Source organism: Mycoplasmopsis anatis (assembly GCF_900660655.1).
Lineage (GTDB): Bacteria > Bacillota_I > Bacilli_A > Mycoplasmatales > Metamycoplasmataceae > Mycoplasmopsis > Mycoplasmopsis anatis.
This window is the reverse complement of the sequence record NZ_LR215035.1, coordinates 469,661-484,039: the sequence shown is the minus strand read 5'-3', so window position 1 is coordinate 484,039 and position 14,379 is coordinate 469,661. Positions and strand designations below refer to the sequence as shown.

The window sequence follows — 14,379 nt, the reverse complement described above, 5'->3', positions numbered from 1 at the left end:
ATATGAATATACTGAAATATTTCGTAACTTTTGAAGATGAAATAACACTACCTGGTGTTGTAAGCATGATTGAAGTAGACGAAGATAATTTAGAAGCACTAAAGACTTTAAGTGTAGAAAATAATAATAGAATTGCAATAATTTATAGATATAAAGGAGAAGAAAATTACAATATTGCTCCTTATTGTTTATATGCTAAATTTATTAGAACATTTGAACAAAATGGTAAACACTATTTAGTGTTCAAAGGAATTAGAAAAGCAAGAGCTCACTCGTTCTGCTCAAGTAATAAAAAAAGTTTTGAAAAACAATTAGAACTTTTATCTAGCTCATATACTGAAGAGATGAAGAAAGAAATTCTTGAAAAGACATTACCTTCTGAAAGAGAAGATTATTTAATGGTAGTTTTTTCAGATGAAGATGAGAATTTAACTAATAGTAATTATTCAGAACTAGATTATAGCAATACTAGTATTTTAAGTGGGACATTAGCTTTTGAGAAAATGGGTGAATCAATTTTTATGAAGAATCCATTAACAAAGAAAACATATACATACGATGAAATTATAAAATTGCAAGCTGAAGATGGTTTAAGCGAGAAAAATATTAAAGAAAATAAAGGTATGATTTCTTTAATATTTAGCTTTACAAAAAGTAAATTTGGAACATTCAAGAAAATGGATTATTTCTTGTCATTTGATATTCCTTCAAAAATAAATAACATTGGTAATTTCCTAACATCGATGGCAAAAAATCTTGAATTAGAAAATGAAATCAATGAAAAAATTAATTTATCTCTTAGTCAACATCAAAAAGAATATATGTTGAGAGAAAAAATGAAAATTATCAAAGGAACTCTTGATGAGATTGATGGAACAGAAAACTTTGATAAATTTTCTAAAGATATCGAAGATGAAAAACTAAGGCAAATTTATCCAGAATCTGTTATTAAAATCATTAAATATGAAGAAAATAGATATTCACAAATGATGCCTGCAAGTCCTGATGCAAATATTTCTAAGACATATATCGAGACTCTTAAACAACTCCCATGAAGAAAAGTTGAAAAAGATTTTTTAGATATAAATAGAGCAAGAAAAGTATTGGATAAATATCACTATGGACTAAAAGAAGTTAAAGAAAGAATTGTTGAATATCTTGCTGTTATGATTAATAATAGAAATAATAACCCTGTCAAAAAAGGGACATTGATAAATTTAGATGATAATCAACAAATTGATCTAAATTTATTTAAAGAAAAAAATGATTCTAACAAAAAAGATGAAAACAAAACTTTTAACAATGTTCCAATCCTAACTTTAGTTGGTCCTCCAGGTACAGGAAAAACTTCTTTAGCAAAAGCAATTAGCGAAGCTCTTGTTAAAAAGTTTGTAAAAATTTCACTTGGTGGTGTTCATGATGAAAGTGAAATTAGAGGTCACAGAAGAACATATGTTGGAGCTATGCCAGGTAAGATTATAAAAGGAATTTCTAAATCTGGAGTTTCAAATCCATTAGTATTACTTGATGAAATTGATAAAATGGCTTCAGATATGAAGGGTGATCCAGCTAGTGCTATGCTCGAGGTTCTTGACCCAGAACAAAATACTAATTTCCAAGATCATTATTTAGAACATGAATACGACTTATCTAAAGTAATATTTATTGCTACAGCAAATTATTATGAAGATATTCCAGCACCTCTTTTAGACCGTGTTGAGATTATTGAACTAAGTCCTTACACAATTAACGAAAAAATTCAAATCGCTAAAAATCATTTAATTCCTAAAGTTATTGAACAAGCTTCATTAACTAAAGAACAATTCAAAATTACAGATCAGGAATTAAAATACATCATTAAACATTACACAATGGAAGCTGGAGTTAGAGGTCTAAAGAGAATTTTAGATAAGTTAGCTCGTAAAATTGTTGTTAAGGTTCTTGATAATCCTAAATTAATTGAATTTAATATAACAACTAAAGAAATCACCGAAATGTTAGGTGTTGTTAAATTCAAAGATGATGAAGTTGAACAAAATGAAGTTCCAGGAATAGTAAACGGTTTAGCATATACTTCATATGGTGGTTCAACACTACAAATAGAGGTAACAACATATCCAGGCAAGGGAGAAATTAAATTAACTGGCCAACTTAAGGATGTTATGCAAGAATCTGCACAAATTGCTCTTACCTATGTTAGAGCAAATGCTGAAAAATTTGAAATAAATGATTTTGATTTTGAAAATAATACAATTCATATCCACGTTCCTGAGGGTGCGGTCCCAAAAGATGGTCCAAGTGCTGGAGTTACCTTTACAACCGCTATTATTTCTGCTTTATCTAAGAGATCGGTCCCAACTAATTATGGAATGACTGGAGAGATAACCTTAAGAGGTAAAGTACTTGAAATTGGTGGACTTAAAGAAAAATCATTTGCTGCAACACAAAGAAAAATCAAGAATATTTTTATTCCTGATGCTAATGTTAAAAATCTTCAAGATATCCCTGATGAAATCAAATCAGAAATTAATTATATTCCAGTTAAAACTTATGATCAAATATATGAAGTTATTTTCTTAGGAAAAAATCCAAAAATCTACAAATAAAGCAAAAAAGAAAATAAATAAAATAAATTTATTAGTTTATAAAAGTCAAATTAGATTAAAAATTATATATTTATGCTAAAATTATTAAGACTAACTAGTTAATATTTCTTATATCAATTATTAGTAAATAAGTTGGAGGTGAAAATGAAAGAATTTACATGTACAATTGCCGATCCTATCGGGTTACACGCTAGACCTGCAACAATTCTTGTAGGTACTGCATCTAAATTTAAATCAGATTCTAAACTTTTAGTTGGTGGACGTGAAGCAAACTTAAAATCAATAATGAATATTATGGCTTTAGGTGTTAAATTTGGTGCGCAAGTTACTTTTAAAGTATCAGGTGAAGATGAAAATGACGCAATTGCTGCAATTGAAAATGCGTTAAAAACAAACAATTTAATTTAATTTGTTCATGTCGCTATTTTAGCGACTTTTTTTAAAATATTAAAGGAAAATGTGAGAATAATTAAGGAATTGACACTTAAAATATTTATTTTTATATTACTTATTTTTATAATCATAAATATTTTCTATTTATTTATTACGTTAATTTCACTAAAAAATACTTCAGATGTTTCTGGAGATTTTTCACTTTTAAAACAATTAGGTAAATATTGAGTTAATGTTATTAGCTTAAAATTTGGAACTATTAAAAGTGAGATTTTAAATAGCGAGTTCAAAAATATTTCAAACTTATTCTTTAATTATTTTAAATGAACATCAATAATTGTTTTTATAAGTTTTATAATTGGAATAATTTTGGGATATATTATAGGTGTTTATATGGCCTATAACAATAATAAAGGACATGAAATTACCACCCAAATTATTTTATTTATTATCTCATCAATACCGATTTTCATAATAATTCCTTTTATTATAAATTTTATTGAATCAATTGACGCCCCAATAATATTTATTGAACCTACATTGATAAATATTAATATAACTATTAATTCTCTAATAACTCCTATTTTGGTTTTAACAGTTCTAACCACTAGTGTAATTGCTTTGCCTACCAAAACTGTTGTTCTAGAGCTCATTTATAAAGAGTTTATATTGCATGCTAAAACTTGCGGGTTAAGTAGTAGAAAAATATTTATTAGTTATATTTTTAAAAACTCTTTCCTTAATTTAGTTGATTTTATTGTTCCTACATTAACCATTAATATAGCATTTTCATTAATTATAGAAAGATTATTTCAAATTCCAGGACAATCACTAATTCTTTTAAATGGTTTTAGATTGGGTGAAAATGACTTAATTATGTTTTTAATTTTCTTTACAACAGTAATAATTTTTTCGTTACAGTTTTTGATCGATTTATTAGTTCAATTACTAAATCCATTTTCATCAAAGAAAATTTTATTAGGAAAACAATCTAAACTAAGATTTATAAAAAAAATCGGAGGTAGATATGAATAATCTATTTAAACTATCTCTAAATAAAGTTGAATCTAATTCTTTTGCTAACCAGAACAGCAATAAGTTTTTTGTTAGGTTTTTCTCTAAAAAAATAAATTTAGTTTTTACTGTTTTATTATTTTTATTCATTATTTGAATATTACTAAGTTTATTTTTATATCCATATAAATATGATGAAGTAGTATTAAATAGTCATCTTTCTTATAACTTACCAAACATTTTTAATCCATATATCACAAAAAGTTTTAATTATGACAATGAATATGATTTAATAATAAAATTAGCTTCTGAAAATAAAATAGAAATAATAAAAACAGTTTATTCTGAAAATATTGTGTCATTGACTTATAATCCTTATAAGCTTATCAACGCCTTGTCTTTGGAAAAAAATAATATTGAAATATTACACTTTATCCCATGATTTGGTACAAATAATGAAGGGTATGATAATTATTCAATTTTTATAAATAGTTTTGGTATAACAATTTTAATATCAATAATTAGCTGTTTCATAGCTATTTTAGTTGGAAATTCCTTAGGCACTATTCTAGCTTATAGGTTTAATTTTAACTTATCAATTGACAAATTATTAATTTCAACAATTTCGTTAATTCCTTCAACCTTAATTTCAATTTTGCTTTTTAATATTTTCGGATACAAGCACTGATTAGCTATTATTATATTAAGTATCATTATGATTCCGGTTTTCTTCTTTAGTGCTTATCCAGACACAAAAGAGTTGAAAAATAGTTTATTAATTGATGCTTATAAAGTAAATGGGTATAGCCAAATAAAAATTATTTTTAATGTGATTTTTCCCAGAGTTTTAGCAAGATCGTTAAGTTTAGTTATTGATCAATTTACAGTAGTTATACTTATTCTTTCAAGTATTAGTTTTTATAATGTAGAAGGAATTAAAGAGAGCCTAAATATTGGCAATTTATTCAAATACATTTTGGACAACTTTAGTGATTTTTATCTAACTTCACTAGTAATTTTTGGTATTTGTTTTTATATTGTTACGCTTAAAATATTAACTGTGAATTTATACATATGTTCAAAAGTTGTAATAAGATAGGAGAATATGAAATTAAAAAAACATCTGTTTTCTGTAGTAGCTTTTGTTTCGTTTTTGCCTGTCGTTTCCTGTCAGTATATAGGAGATATAAAGGATAAACGAATATATATTAAAAGTTTTAATTTTGAAAACACCTTGATTAATGATAAATTTAGTCTAAATTCATTTAATAAAATTGATAATGACACTGAGTCATTACTTTTTAGTCCATTAATTTCATACAATTACTATGATAAAATGATTTATGATAACGTTAATAACGAAGTTAAACAATCAACTAAGAAATATTTAAAGTTAAACTTAATAGATGGCTTAATTTTGGAATTTAGTGATAGTACAACACAGGTTTATAATAATAATTCATATAACGATCTTAATCAAATTATTAAAAATGAACCAATAATAAAACTTAGTAGTTCGGATGTTTTTTCAATTAATAATAAAGACTTTTTTAATAATCTAAATAAAGCAAAAAAAATTAAGTTTTTAATTAAAAATATTAATTATGTAAACAAAGATGGTGAACCAACAAAATATAAGTTAAAAGCTAATGATTTTATTGTTAATTTAAATAATAGTACTCAATTATTAAATTTATTAGAAGACTACGGAATACAGTTTTCAATAGAAAATGATATGTTGATAATAAATTCAAGTAATGGATTAGCCGGTAATTTTATCTTTGAACAAATGATTCAAAATATGATATTTAATCCTATATCAACAGAATTTTTAGAGGAAAATAATATATCTATTAATATGTATAAACCTTCTTTAGAACAAATGCTTTTTTTAAGTAATTACGTATTAAATAAAAATTCTATTGACAAGCAAGTTTTTATTAAAAATCAGCACTCAGCTGATGTAGAGTTCAATAATTCTGATAGTACATTAAATAAAATAATATTAAATTTTAATTCTACTCCTTTAGACGATGAAACTTTTAGATTACAAACGTTTAAAAGTTTTAGACAAACTTTGGTTAGTGAAGCTGATTTAAGTATTTTTAATACTTCACAGATTGAAAATATAAAAAATAATAGTTCAATTTATGGGTTGCAACCTAAATTTAATAATATTTCAAACACTAATATTAATAAGTTAATATTAAATTATGATTTTAAACAAGGTTATGAATTTGATTTTAACGATACCTTTTCTAAAATTATATATGGTGATAATATTGCCGCTCTAGATTATTCTAAAGTTAAAGAATTTTTCTTCAGTGACACTAATTCAATTTTATTTAGAAATTTTATATTTAACTCAATTAACGTTAATGAGTTTATAAAACTAACAACAGGAAATGATTATTGACTTAGCGTTATAAATCCATTCATCGATATTTCAGACCAACACTCATCATATAAGCAATTAACAGACTCATACAACTGAGTTAACCAACAATACATATTTAATAATAACTTAACTGAAATTAAAACAATAAATCCAATTGATTACAAGTATTATCAAACCTCTAATTTATTAATTGATTATGAAGAGTTATTAAAATCTCCACACTATGAATATATAAAGAAAGAGTTAAATGAATTAATTAGTAAATTTAGCTTAGAAACAAATGAGAAAATATCGTTTACAATACCATTTTTACACTTGGGTTCTTTTAGATACAAACAAATTTATTCAAATTTAGAAAAAATCATAAATGGGTTAAATGAACATATAAGTGTGAAATTCAAAGAAGTTGATTTATCATATTTTAATAAACATAATACTTTTATAACATACTCAAATATAGAATATATAAATAATAGTTATATTGAAGCTATTAAGAAATTTGACAAAAATGCACTTAAGAGTTTTGTGAAAAATTCTGAATTTGCAGAAAAATTCGAGTTATTATCAATACTAAAGAAATTAACTAATCAAAATCAAGCAGACTTTGATACATTATTATCTAATTTTGTTGAAAATTTAACTTCCCTTCAAAAAGCTAAATTAATAAGTGAATTAGGATTTGTTTTTAATTCTTTTGTTAATACAACAAACTCAATTAATATAAATAACTTTTCATATGAAATAGTTCAGAATGATTATATTAAACCTATTAATGATTTAGGTTATGAACATTTTCCATCAATAAGAATAAAATAAACTTCTTGTTATTATTACCATAATAGTTTTTCTATAGTTAAAAGTTAACTCCTATATTTAGTTAAATCTATATAATATTTATGTATAAATCTATACAAATAAATATATTTATTAAATTAGAAAGGTATATCCAATGAAAAAAATTGCAATTAACGGATTCGGAAGAATTGGAAGATTAGTTTTACGTCGTTTAGTTGAATTAAACAACAAAGATTTAGTAGTTGTTGCTGTAAATGACTTAACAGATGCTAAAACATTAGCACACTTGTTGAAATTCGATACAGCTTTTGGACAATTAAAAGCTGATGTTAAAGTTGAAGGAGATTCATTATTCTTAAACGGAAATGAAATTAAAGTTTTCGCTGAAAAAGATCCAGAAAACTTACCATGAGGTGAATTAGGAATTGACCTTGTATTAGAATGTACAGGAAGATTCGTAAAACGTGAAGGAGCTTCAAAACACTTAAAAGCAGGTGCTAAAAAAGTTGTTGTTTCAGCTCCAGCTGGAAGCGATGTTAAAACAATCGTTTACAACGTAAACCACGAAACATTAACAGCACAAGATGACATTATTTCTGGTGCTTCATGTACAACAAACTGTTTAGCTCCAGTTGTTAAAGTTTTAGTAGACAACTTTGGAATTAAATCAGGATTCATGACAACAATCCACTCATACACAGGAGACCAAAACATTCAAGATGCTCCTCACCGTGACTTACGTAGAGCTAGAGCTGCTGCTCAAAACATGGTTCCTACAACAACAGGAGCTGCTAAAGCTATTGGTCTTGTAGTTCCTGAAGCTGCTGGAATTTTAGATGGTTCAGCTGTTCGTGTTCCAACAATTACAGGATCACTTGTTGACTTAACATTAGTGTTAGACAAACAACCAACAGTAGAAGAAATTAATGCTGCATTTGCTAAAGCTGCTAATGAAACATTAAAATACGAAACAAACCCAATCGTTTCATCTGACATTATTGGATCAACATATGGTTCAATCTTCGATCCAGAATTAACATCAGTTAAATCTACAAAAGACGGAAACCTATACAAATTATTTGCATGATACGACAACGAAATGTCATACGTATGCCAATTAGTAAGAACAGTTGATTACTTTGCTAAATTAAAATAATAATTATTAAAGAACAAGGTTTATCCTTGTTTTTTAATAAAATAGAAAAGTCATGTGTTCATTAGCACATGACTGTTTTTATTTATTGGGTCTTTTAGTAAAAAATCAGTGATCAAAATTATTAAAATTGTTATTGCAAGTCAAAGCTCTATCAATTAACAATGGCTTTCGAATGTGTTGTTATATGAGGTTATTAATAATAACAACTTATACAAATGTGAGTATATTGCTACTATCAAAATGGTTCAATTAAGAATATTTGTAGATATATCAATAGATATATTACTAAAAGGGTTTAGATAAAAAATATTTAGATTTCCAAATTTAAATAATGATTAATAGAATTAACGAATACTTATCACTTATTTAATAATAGTCTTGAAAAAATTCGTAAAATAGAAAAGTCATGCGACCATTATCGCATGACCGTTTTTATTTATTGGGTCTTTTAGTAAAATAATAGTGTCCAAAAATACGAAAGGACCCAATATGATTATAGCAAATATTAAAAATTATCTTGATAAAGTTGTGTGTATAAAAAATAAACAAAAACACCTCACAAATACTCATTATTTGATAAAGAATTCTGATGATGAAATTAGACTATTACATTCAAAAGTTATAAAAACTAGACTATTGAAAGAAAATCAAATGAGCATCCTTCATTTTAATGAATGTCTAAGATTAATCAAAGAAAATAAAACCGTCTCTCAAGTTTCAAGTATTGTCGGATTTCAAACAAAAACTATTAAAAAACTATTAAAAATTTCTACAACAAATCAAGGCGATTTTGTTAAGAAATTTAAGAAAGTTTGTCGCAACTGCGACAATTATATTAACTATGTTAATTACATAGATTTTAATTTATTAGCTGAGCATTTGATATTTTATAAATCAAAAAGAACTAGGCTTCATTCAAAAACTATTCAAAACAAATGAAAAAATTTTGTTAGATTTTGAAATGATGAGGTCAACTATTTTAGAAAAAATAGATTTAGTAAGGACTTTACAAAAAGAGCTATAAAAGTTTCTGCTAAAGCGATCGTTAATAAATTTAAGAAACTGTATCCTAACAGTTCTTGTCCTACTGCAAGCACTGTATATAAGTGCTTAAAGTCAAATGAGTTTTCTTTATCTATAGATATTTTGCAATTTCTTTCGGTAGGAAAATACAAAAAAAGAATTAAAAAAACTCAAAAAAGTTCTCTTAAAAATGCTATTCCGATTCATCAAAGACCTGAGGAAGCTAACAATAGAACTACAGAAGGCCATTACGAACTTGATACAGTTATTGGTAAACGTGAGGACAAGTATTGTTTAGTTACTGTTTTAGATAGAAAATCTAGAAAACTTTATTCAGTTAGATCACTAAAGACTTCTCTAGCAGTAAAGAAATCGCTAATTAAAATTATCGAAAATAACAAATTGAGAATCAAAACTTTAACGATTGACAATGGCTCCGAGAACGTGTTGTTGCACGAGGTTATTAATCAAAACAATTTATACAAATGTGACGCATACTGCTCATATCAAAAAGGTTCTATTGAGAACATTCACAGACATATCAGAAGATATATTGCTAAAGGAATTTCTATGGATAAATTTTCCGATGAACAAATTCAAATAATGATCAATAGAATTAACGAATATTTATCACTTATCTCAAAATAATATTAAAAAAATTTAAAAATCGGTCATGACCGATTCTTTTGATGTGCTTTTTTAATTAAAAAATCAATATAATTATAAATATTGAAGCACTATCGTACTTCAAGCTCTTTAAATAAAAATAATGGTCGCATGACTTTTCCACTTTATAACAACTTTTTATTTTTTATTTACTCGTAAAATAGAAAAGTCATGCGACCATTATCGCATGACTGTTTTTATTTATTGGGTCTTTTAGTAAAATAATATTGCTCCAAAAAATACGAAAGGACCCAGTATGATTATAGCAAATATTAAAAATTCTCTTGAAAAAGTTGTGTGTATAAAAACTAAACGAAAACATCTTCCTAACAATCATTATTTGATAAAGAATTCTGATGAAGAAATTAGGTTATTACATTCGAAAGTCTTAAAAACAAGACTATTGAAAGAGAATCAAATGAGTATTCTTCATTTTAATGAATGTTTAAGGTTAATAGGGCAAAATAAAACCATTTCTCAAGTTTCAAACATTGTAAGATTTCAACCAAAAACTATTAAAAAACTATTAAAAATTTCTGCAACAAATCAAGGTGATTTTGTTAAGAAATTTAAGAAAGTTTGTCGCAATTGCGACAATTATATTAACTATGTTAACTATATAGATTTTAATTTGTTAGCTGAACATTTGATATTTTATAGGTCAAGAAGAACTAGACTTCACTCAAAAACTATTCAAAACAAATGAAAAGATTTTATTAGATTTTGAAATGAAGAAGTTGACTATTTTAGAAAAAATCGATTTAGTAAGGATTTTACAAAAAGAGCCATAAAAGTTTCTGCTAAAGCACTTGTTAATAAATTTAAAAAACATTACCCTAATAGTCCTTGTCCTACGACAAGCACTGTATATAAGTGCTTAAAGTCAAATGAGTTTTCATTATCTATAGATATTTTACAATTTCTTTCGGTAGGAAAATACCGAAAGAGAACTGTTAAAACTCAAAAAAGTTCTCTTAAAAATGCAATTCCAATTCATCAAAGACCTGAGGAAGCTAACAATAGAACTATGGAAGGTCATTATGAACTTGATACAGTTATTGGTAAACGTGAGGACAAGTATTGTTTAGTTACTGTTTTAGATAGAAAATCTAGAAGACTCTATTCAGTTAGGTCACTAAAAACTTCATTAGCAGTTAAAAAATCATTGATTAAAATTATTGAAAATAACGCATTAAAAATCAAAACTTTAACAATTGACAACGGCTCCGAGAACGTGTTGTTGCACGAAGTTATTAATCAAAACAATTTATACAAATGTGACGCGTACTGCTCATATCAAAAAGGTTCTATCGAGAACATTCATAGACATATCAGAAGATATATTGCTAAAGGTATTTCAATGGACAAATTTTCTGATGAACAAATTCAAATAATGATCAATAGAATTAACAAATATTTATTACTTATCTCAAAATAATATTGAAAAAAATTTTAAAATCGGTCATGACCGATTCTTTTGGTGTGCTTTTTTATATAAAAAAGCAATATAATTATAAATATTGAAGCACTATTGTACTTCAAGCTCTTTAAATAAAAATAATGGTCGCATGACTTTTCCACTTTATATTTTTTATTTACTACGTTTAAAAATAAAAAGTGTTATAATTATTTTACAAATTTATTGCGCGAGTGGTGAAATTGGCAGACACGCTAGATTTAGGCTCTAGTGCTTAACGGCTTGAGGGTTCGAGTCCCTCCTCGCGCACCATTAATTCTTATTGCGTAGGTTTAATACGAATTCACGTATTAAACTTTTTTATTTTAAAATAAAAAAGAGTTTATTTAACTCTTTTTTTATGTTTGATATCTAATAATAATATACCTAGTCCTAATAGTATAGTAAATATCGAAGCATATAAAGTGAATAATTTATAGTCAAAATATGTTCCAAATAAATTACCTTTAATACTGAATAAGTCAATGAAAACTTGCGAATTGTTAAACTGGTTATTTGTTAACTCATTCATTTTTTTAATAATTTCATTAAATGATTCATTCATCAAGATATTTCTCATTGATATTGACAATCCTGAAGCAGGAATTAAGTTGAAAATTGATTCGATAAAATCAGGGAAAAGTGAAACAGGCATATAAGCACCAATAGCAAAACCAGAAATTACTGAAATTGGCATTAACACTGCTGAGTATACTCAGTCTTTTTTAACACTTCAAAAAATATTAACTGCTAATAGTGATGAAGAAACAACTCCTAAAAGTGAAATTAAATATACAAAGAATATTTTAATTGGCTTCATATATGCAATTGAGTTGGTTGCGCTGATATAAATTAGAGCTATTATAAAAATAAAGGTTGTTATCATTCAATTAGCTAAAATGTTGAAAATTATATAAGAGTATCTTATCTTTCAACTTCTAATTGGTGTTGAAATAAAATCGTTAATAATCTCTTTATCTTTATCGTCAATCATACTTTTACACAAGCTAAAAGCTATTGTGAAGCTGGTAGTAGCTAGAAGTCCACAAATAAAGAATTGATCGGCCATTGAATACATTCTCTCTTTAATATAATCTAATGAATTCTGTTCAACCATCATACTGTGAGTTAATTTAGCTATAAAATCATCGGTGTTTTTATTAAAGTTGTTTTTTAGAACCAATATATAAACAAAAATAATAATTAATGGAGTAAGTAATGTGAATATGACTGATAATTTTCTTTTAAAGAAAATTTTGAATAATCTAGTTAATAATGCAATCATGTTAAACCTCACTAACTTTCTTATTAGTAACATTTAAGAAAACTTGGTCCATGTTCCCTTTAATTACTTCATATGATGATAGTTCATTTATAACATTTAATAAAAACTTATTAGCCTCATCGAATGTTTTAAATTCAATAACTAGTGTATCATTGAATCTATCAAATTTTTGATTTAATTTTGTTATAAATTGATCAATATTTTTAGGTGTTAATTTTAACGTGGTTCACGAATATGATTTTTTAAGTTCAGCTGGTGTTCCCTTAACTTTAATAACACCATTATCTATTATACATACATAATCAGAATCGTTTGCTTCTTCAAGATAATGCGTAGTTAAGAAAATGGTCATATTATTTTCTATTTGTTGTTTTTTTATAACATTTCAAACAAGAATTCTTGTAATTGGGTCAAGCCCAGTGGTTGGTTCATCTAAAATTAGGATTTTAGGATTATGGATCATTGCTCTTGCAATATCTACTCTACGTTTTTGACCACCAGAGAGCTTATTGTATTGTCTTTTACTAATATTTGAAAGTTCAAACTGCTGTATTACTTTTTCAATTCTTTCTTTCAAAGCATTTTTATCTTTGAAATATAATTTCCCTCTTAAATAAAGATTTTCATAAACGCTTAATTCCCCATCTAAAACTGATTTTTGGAAAACCATTCCGATATATTCTTTAGTTTTTTCTGGGTATTGATCAATATCATAACCATTAATAATGACTTTACCGCTTGTTTTTTTAAGTATTCCAGAAATAATATTGATAGTTGTACTTTTACCAGCCCCATTAAGTCCTAAAAAGCTAAATAACCCACCTTCTTTTACTTCGAAGTCAATATTATCTACAGCTTTAACTTTCTTATCATAAATCTTTGTTAAACCTTTTATTTCGATGATGTTATTCATTAAAAACCTCACAATTTCTTGACTTTGTATATTCTTCAATTAGTTTTGCCGCTTCTTTAAATACTTCATCCTCATTCATGTTATTTGTATTTATTATTTTGCAAGTAAGTTTGTATTTTTCGATTAATTTTAAAAACATTGTTTTATAGGTTGAATGCAATTCATTAAAATATTCTTTGTTAATCTCGAAATTATTGATTTCAACCTCTCTACCACGTTGCATAATTCTTTGTTTGAAAGTTTCAAAACTAATATCTAAATAAATAACTAATTCTGGTAGTTGTTCATTTGATACCATTGCTTCAAAGGCTTTTTGATAAGCTAATCATACTTTTTGCTGGCTTGTTTTTAAGTTTACTAGAGCAAAAATATAATGTTCTAGACAAAAACGGTCTAAAAATATATATTCTTTATTTTTGTCCATTCCTAGAAGATTAAATCTATAATTTATACCATTAACTCTAGCTAGATGATTCTCAATAACATATGTTTGGAATCCAAGACCAATATTATTTTTTCTATCATATAGTCATTTTAAGAAAGTGTTAAATACTTCATCATCATGTTCGTATTCATTTAAAAATAAGCAGTGTTCACCATAAAAATTCACTAACTTGCTTGTTAGTGTACTTTTACCACTGCTTATCATTCCACTAATTCCAATTAACATATTA

Annotated in this window: 11 protein-coding genes and 1 tRNA gene; 9 read left to right on the top strand and 3 right to left on the bottom strand. The window is 25.9% G+C overall.

Annotation, left to right across the window (positions count from 1 at the left end):
* Positions 1-2: 2 nt before the first annotated feature.
* From lon to EXC66_RS02030, 9 genes are all read left to right on the top strand, one after another.
* Positions 3-2,606, top strand: a complete 2,604-nt coding sequence (gene lon / locus EXC66_RS02070; RefSeq protein ID WP_006886787.1) for an endopeptidase La — start codon at positions 3-5, stop codon at positions 2,604-2,606.
* A gap of 144 nt (positions 2,607-2,750) precedes the next feature.
* Positions 2,751-3,014, top strand: a complete 264-nt coding sequence (locus EXC66_RS02065) for an HPr family phosphocarrier protein (RefSeq protein WP_006886786.1) — start codon at positions 2,751-2,753, stop codon at positions 3,012-3,014.
* A gap of 51 nt (positions 3,015-3,065) precedes the next feature.
* Complete coding sequence (locus EXC66_RS02060) at positions 3,066-4,034, top strand: ABC transporter permease subunit (protein WP_006886785.1); 969 nt, start codon at positions 3,066-3,068, stop codon at positions 4,032-4,034.
* Complete coding sequence (locus EXC66_RS02055; RefSeq protein ID WP_006886784.1) at positions 4,027-5,112, top strand: ABC transporter permease subunit; 1,086 nt, start codon at positions 4,027-4,029, stop codon at positions 5,110-5,112. Before EXC66_RS02060 ends, EXC66_RS02055 begins: the two co-directional genes overlap by 8 nt.
* Before the next feature lie 6 nt (positions 5,113-5,118).
* Positions 5,119-7,227 carry an OppA family ABC transporter substrate-binding lipoprotein gene (locus EXC66_RS02050; RefSeq protein WP_006886783.1) on the top strand — a complete coding sequence of 703 codons (2,109 nt, stop codon included), beginning with the start codon at positions 5,119-5,121 and terminating at the stop codon, positions 7,225-7,227.
* Positions 7,228-7,360: 133 nt separating this feature from the next.
* Positions 7,361-8,362, top strand: a complete 1,002-nt coding sequence (gene gap / locus EXC66_RS02045; protein ID WP_006886782.1) for a type I glyceraldehyde-3-phosphate dehydrogenase — start codon at positions 7,361-7,363, stop codon at positions 8,360-8,362.
* A gap of 489 nt (positions 8,363-8,851) precedes the next feature.
* On the top strand, positions 8,852-10,033 hold the full coding sequence (locus tag EXC66_RS02040) for an IS30 family transposase (RefSeq protein ID WP_129622342.1): 1,182 nt from the start codon (positions 8,852-8,854) through the stop codon (positions 10,031-10,033).
* 274 nt (positions 10,034-10,307) lie between these two features.
* The gene (locus tag EXC66_RS02035) at positions 10,308-11,489 is read left to right on the top strand and encodes an IS30 family transposase (RefSeq protein WP_129622287.1); all 1,182 of its coding nucleotides are present in this window, start codon (positions 10,308-10,310) and stop codon (positions 11,487-11,489) included.
* 206 nt (positions 11,490-11,695) lie between these two features.
* A tRNA-Leu gene (locus tag EXC66_RS02030) sits at positions 11,696-11,780 on the top strand.
* A gap of 70 nt (positions 11,781-11,850) precedes the next feature.
* Here EXC66_RS02030 and EXC66_RS02025 read toward each other — a convergent pair.
* Genes EXC66_RS02025 through EXC66_RS02015 form a run of 3 tightly spaced genes read right to left on the bottom strand, consistent with a single transcriptional unit; the run spans position 11,851 to position 14,375 of the window.
* Entirely contained in the window at positions 11,851-12,792 is a 942-nt protein-coding gene (locus tag EXC66_RS02025) for an ABC transporter permease (RefSeq protein ID WP_006886293.1), read from the bottom strand.
* Position 12,793: 1 nt separating this feature from the next.
* Positions 12,794-13,705 carry an ABC transporter ATP-binding protein gene (locus EXC66_RS02020; protein ID WP_006886294.1) on the bottom strand — a complete coding sequence of 304 codons (912 nt, stop codon included), beginning with the start codon at positions 13,703-13,705 and terminating at the stop codon, positions 12,794-12,796.
* On the bottom strand, positions 13,698-14,375 hold the full coding sequence (locus EXC66_RS02015) for a deoxynucleoside kinase (protein ID WP_006886295.1): 678 nt from the start codon (positions 14,373-14,375) through the stop codon (positions 13,698-13,700). Before EXC66_RS02015 ends, EXC66_RS02020 begins: the two co-directional genes overlap by 8 nt.
* Between the last annotated feature and the right edge of the window lie 4 nt (positions 14,376-14,379).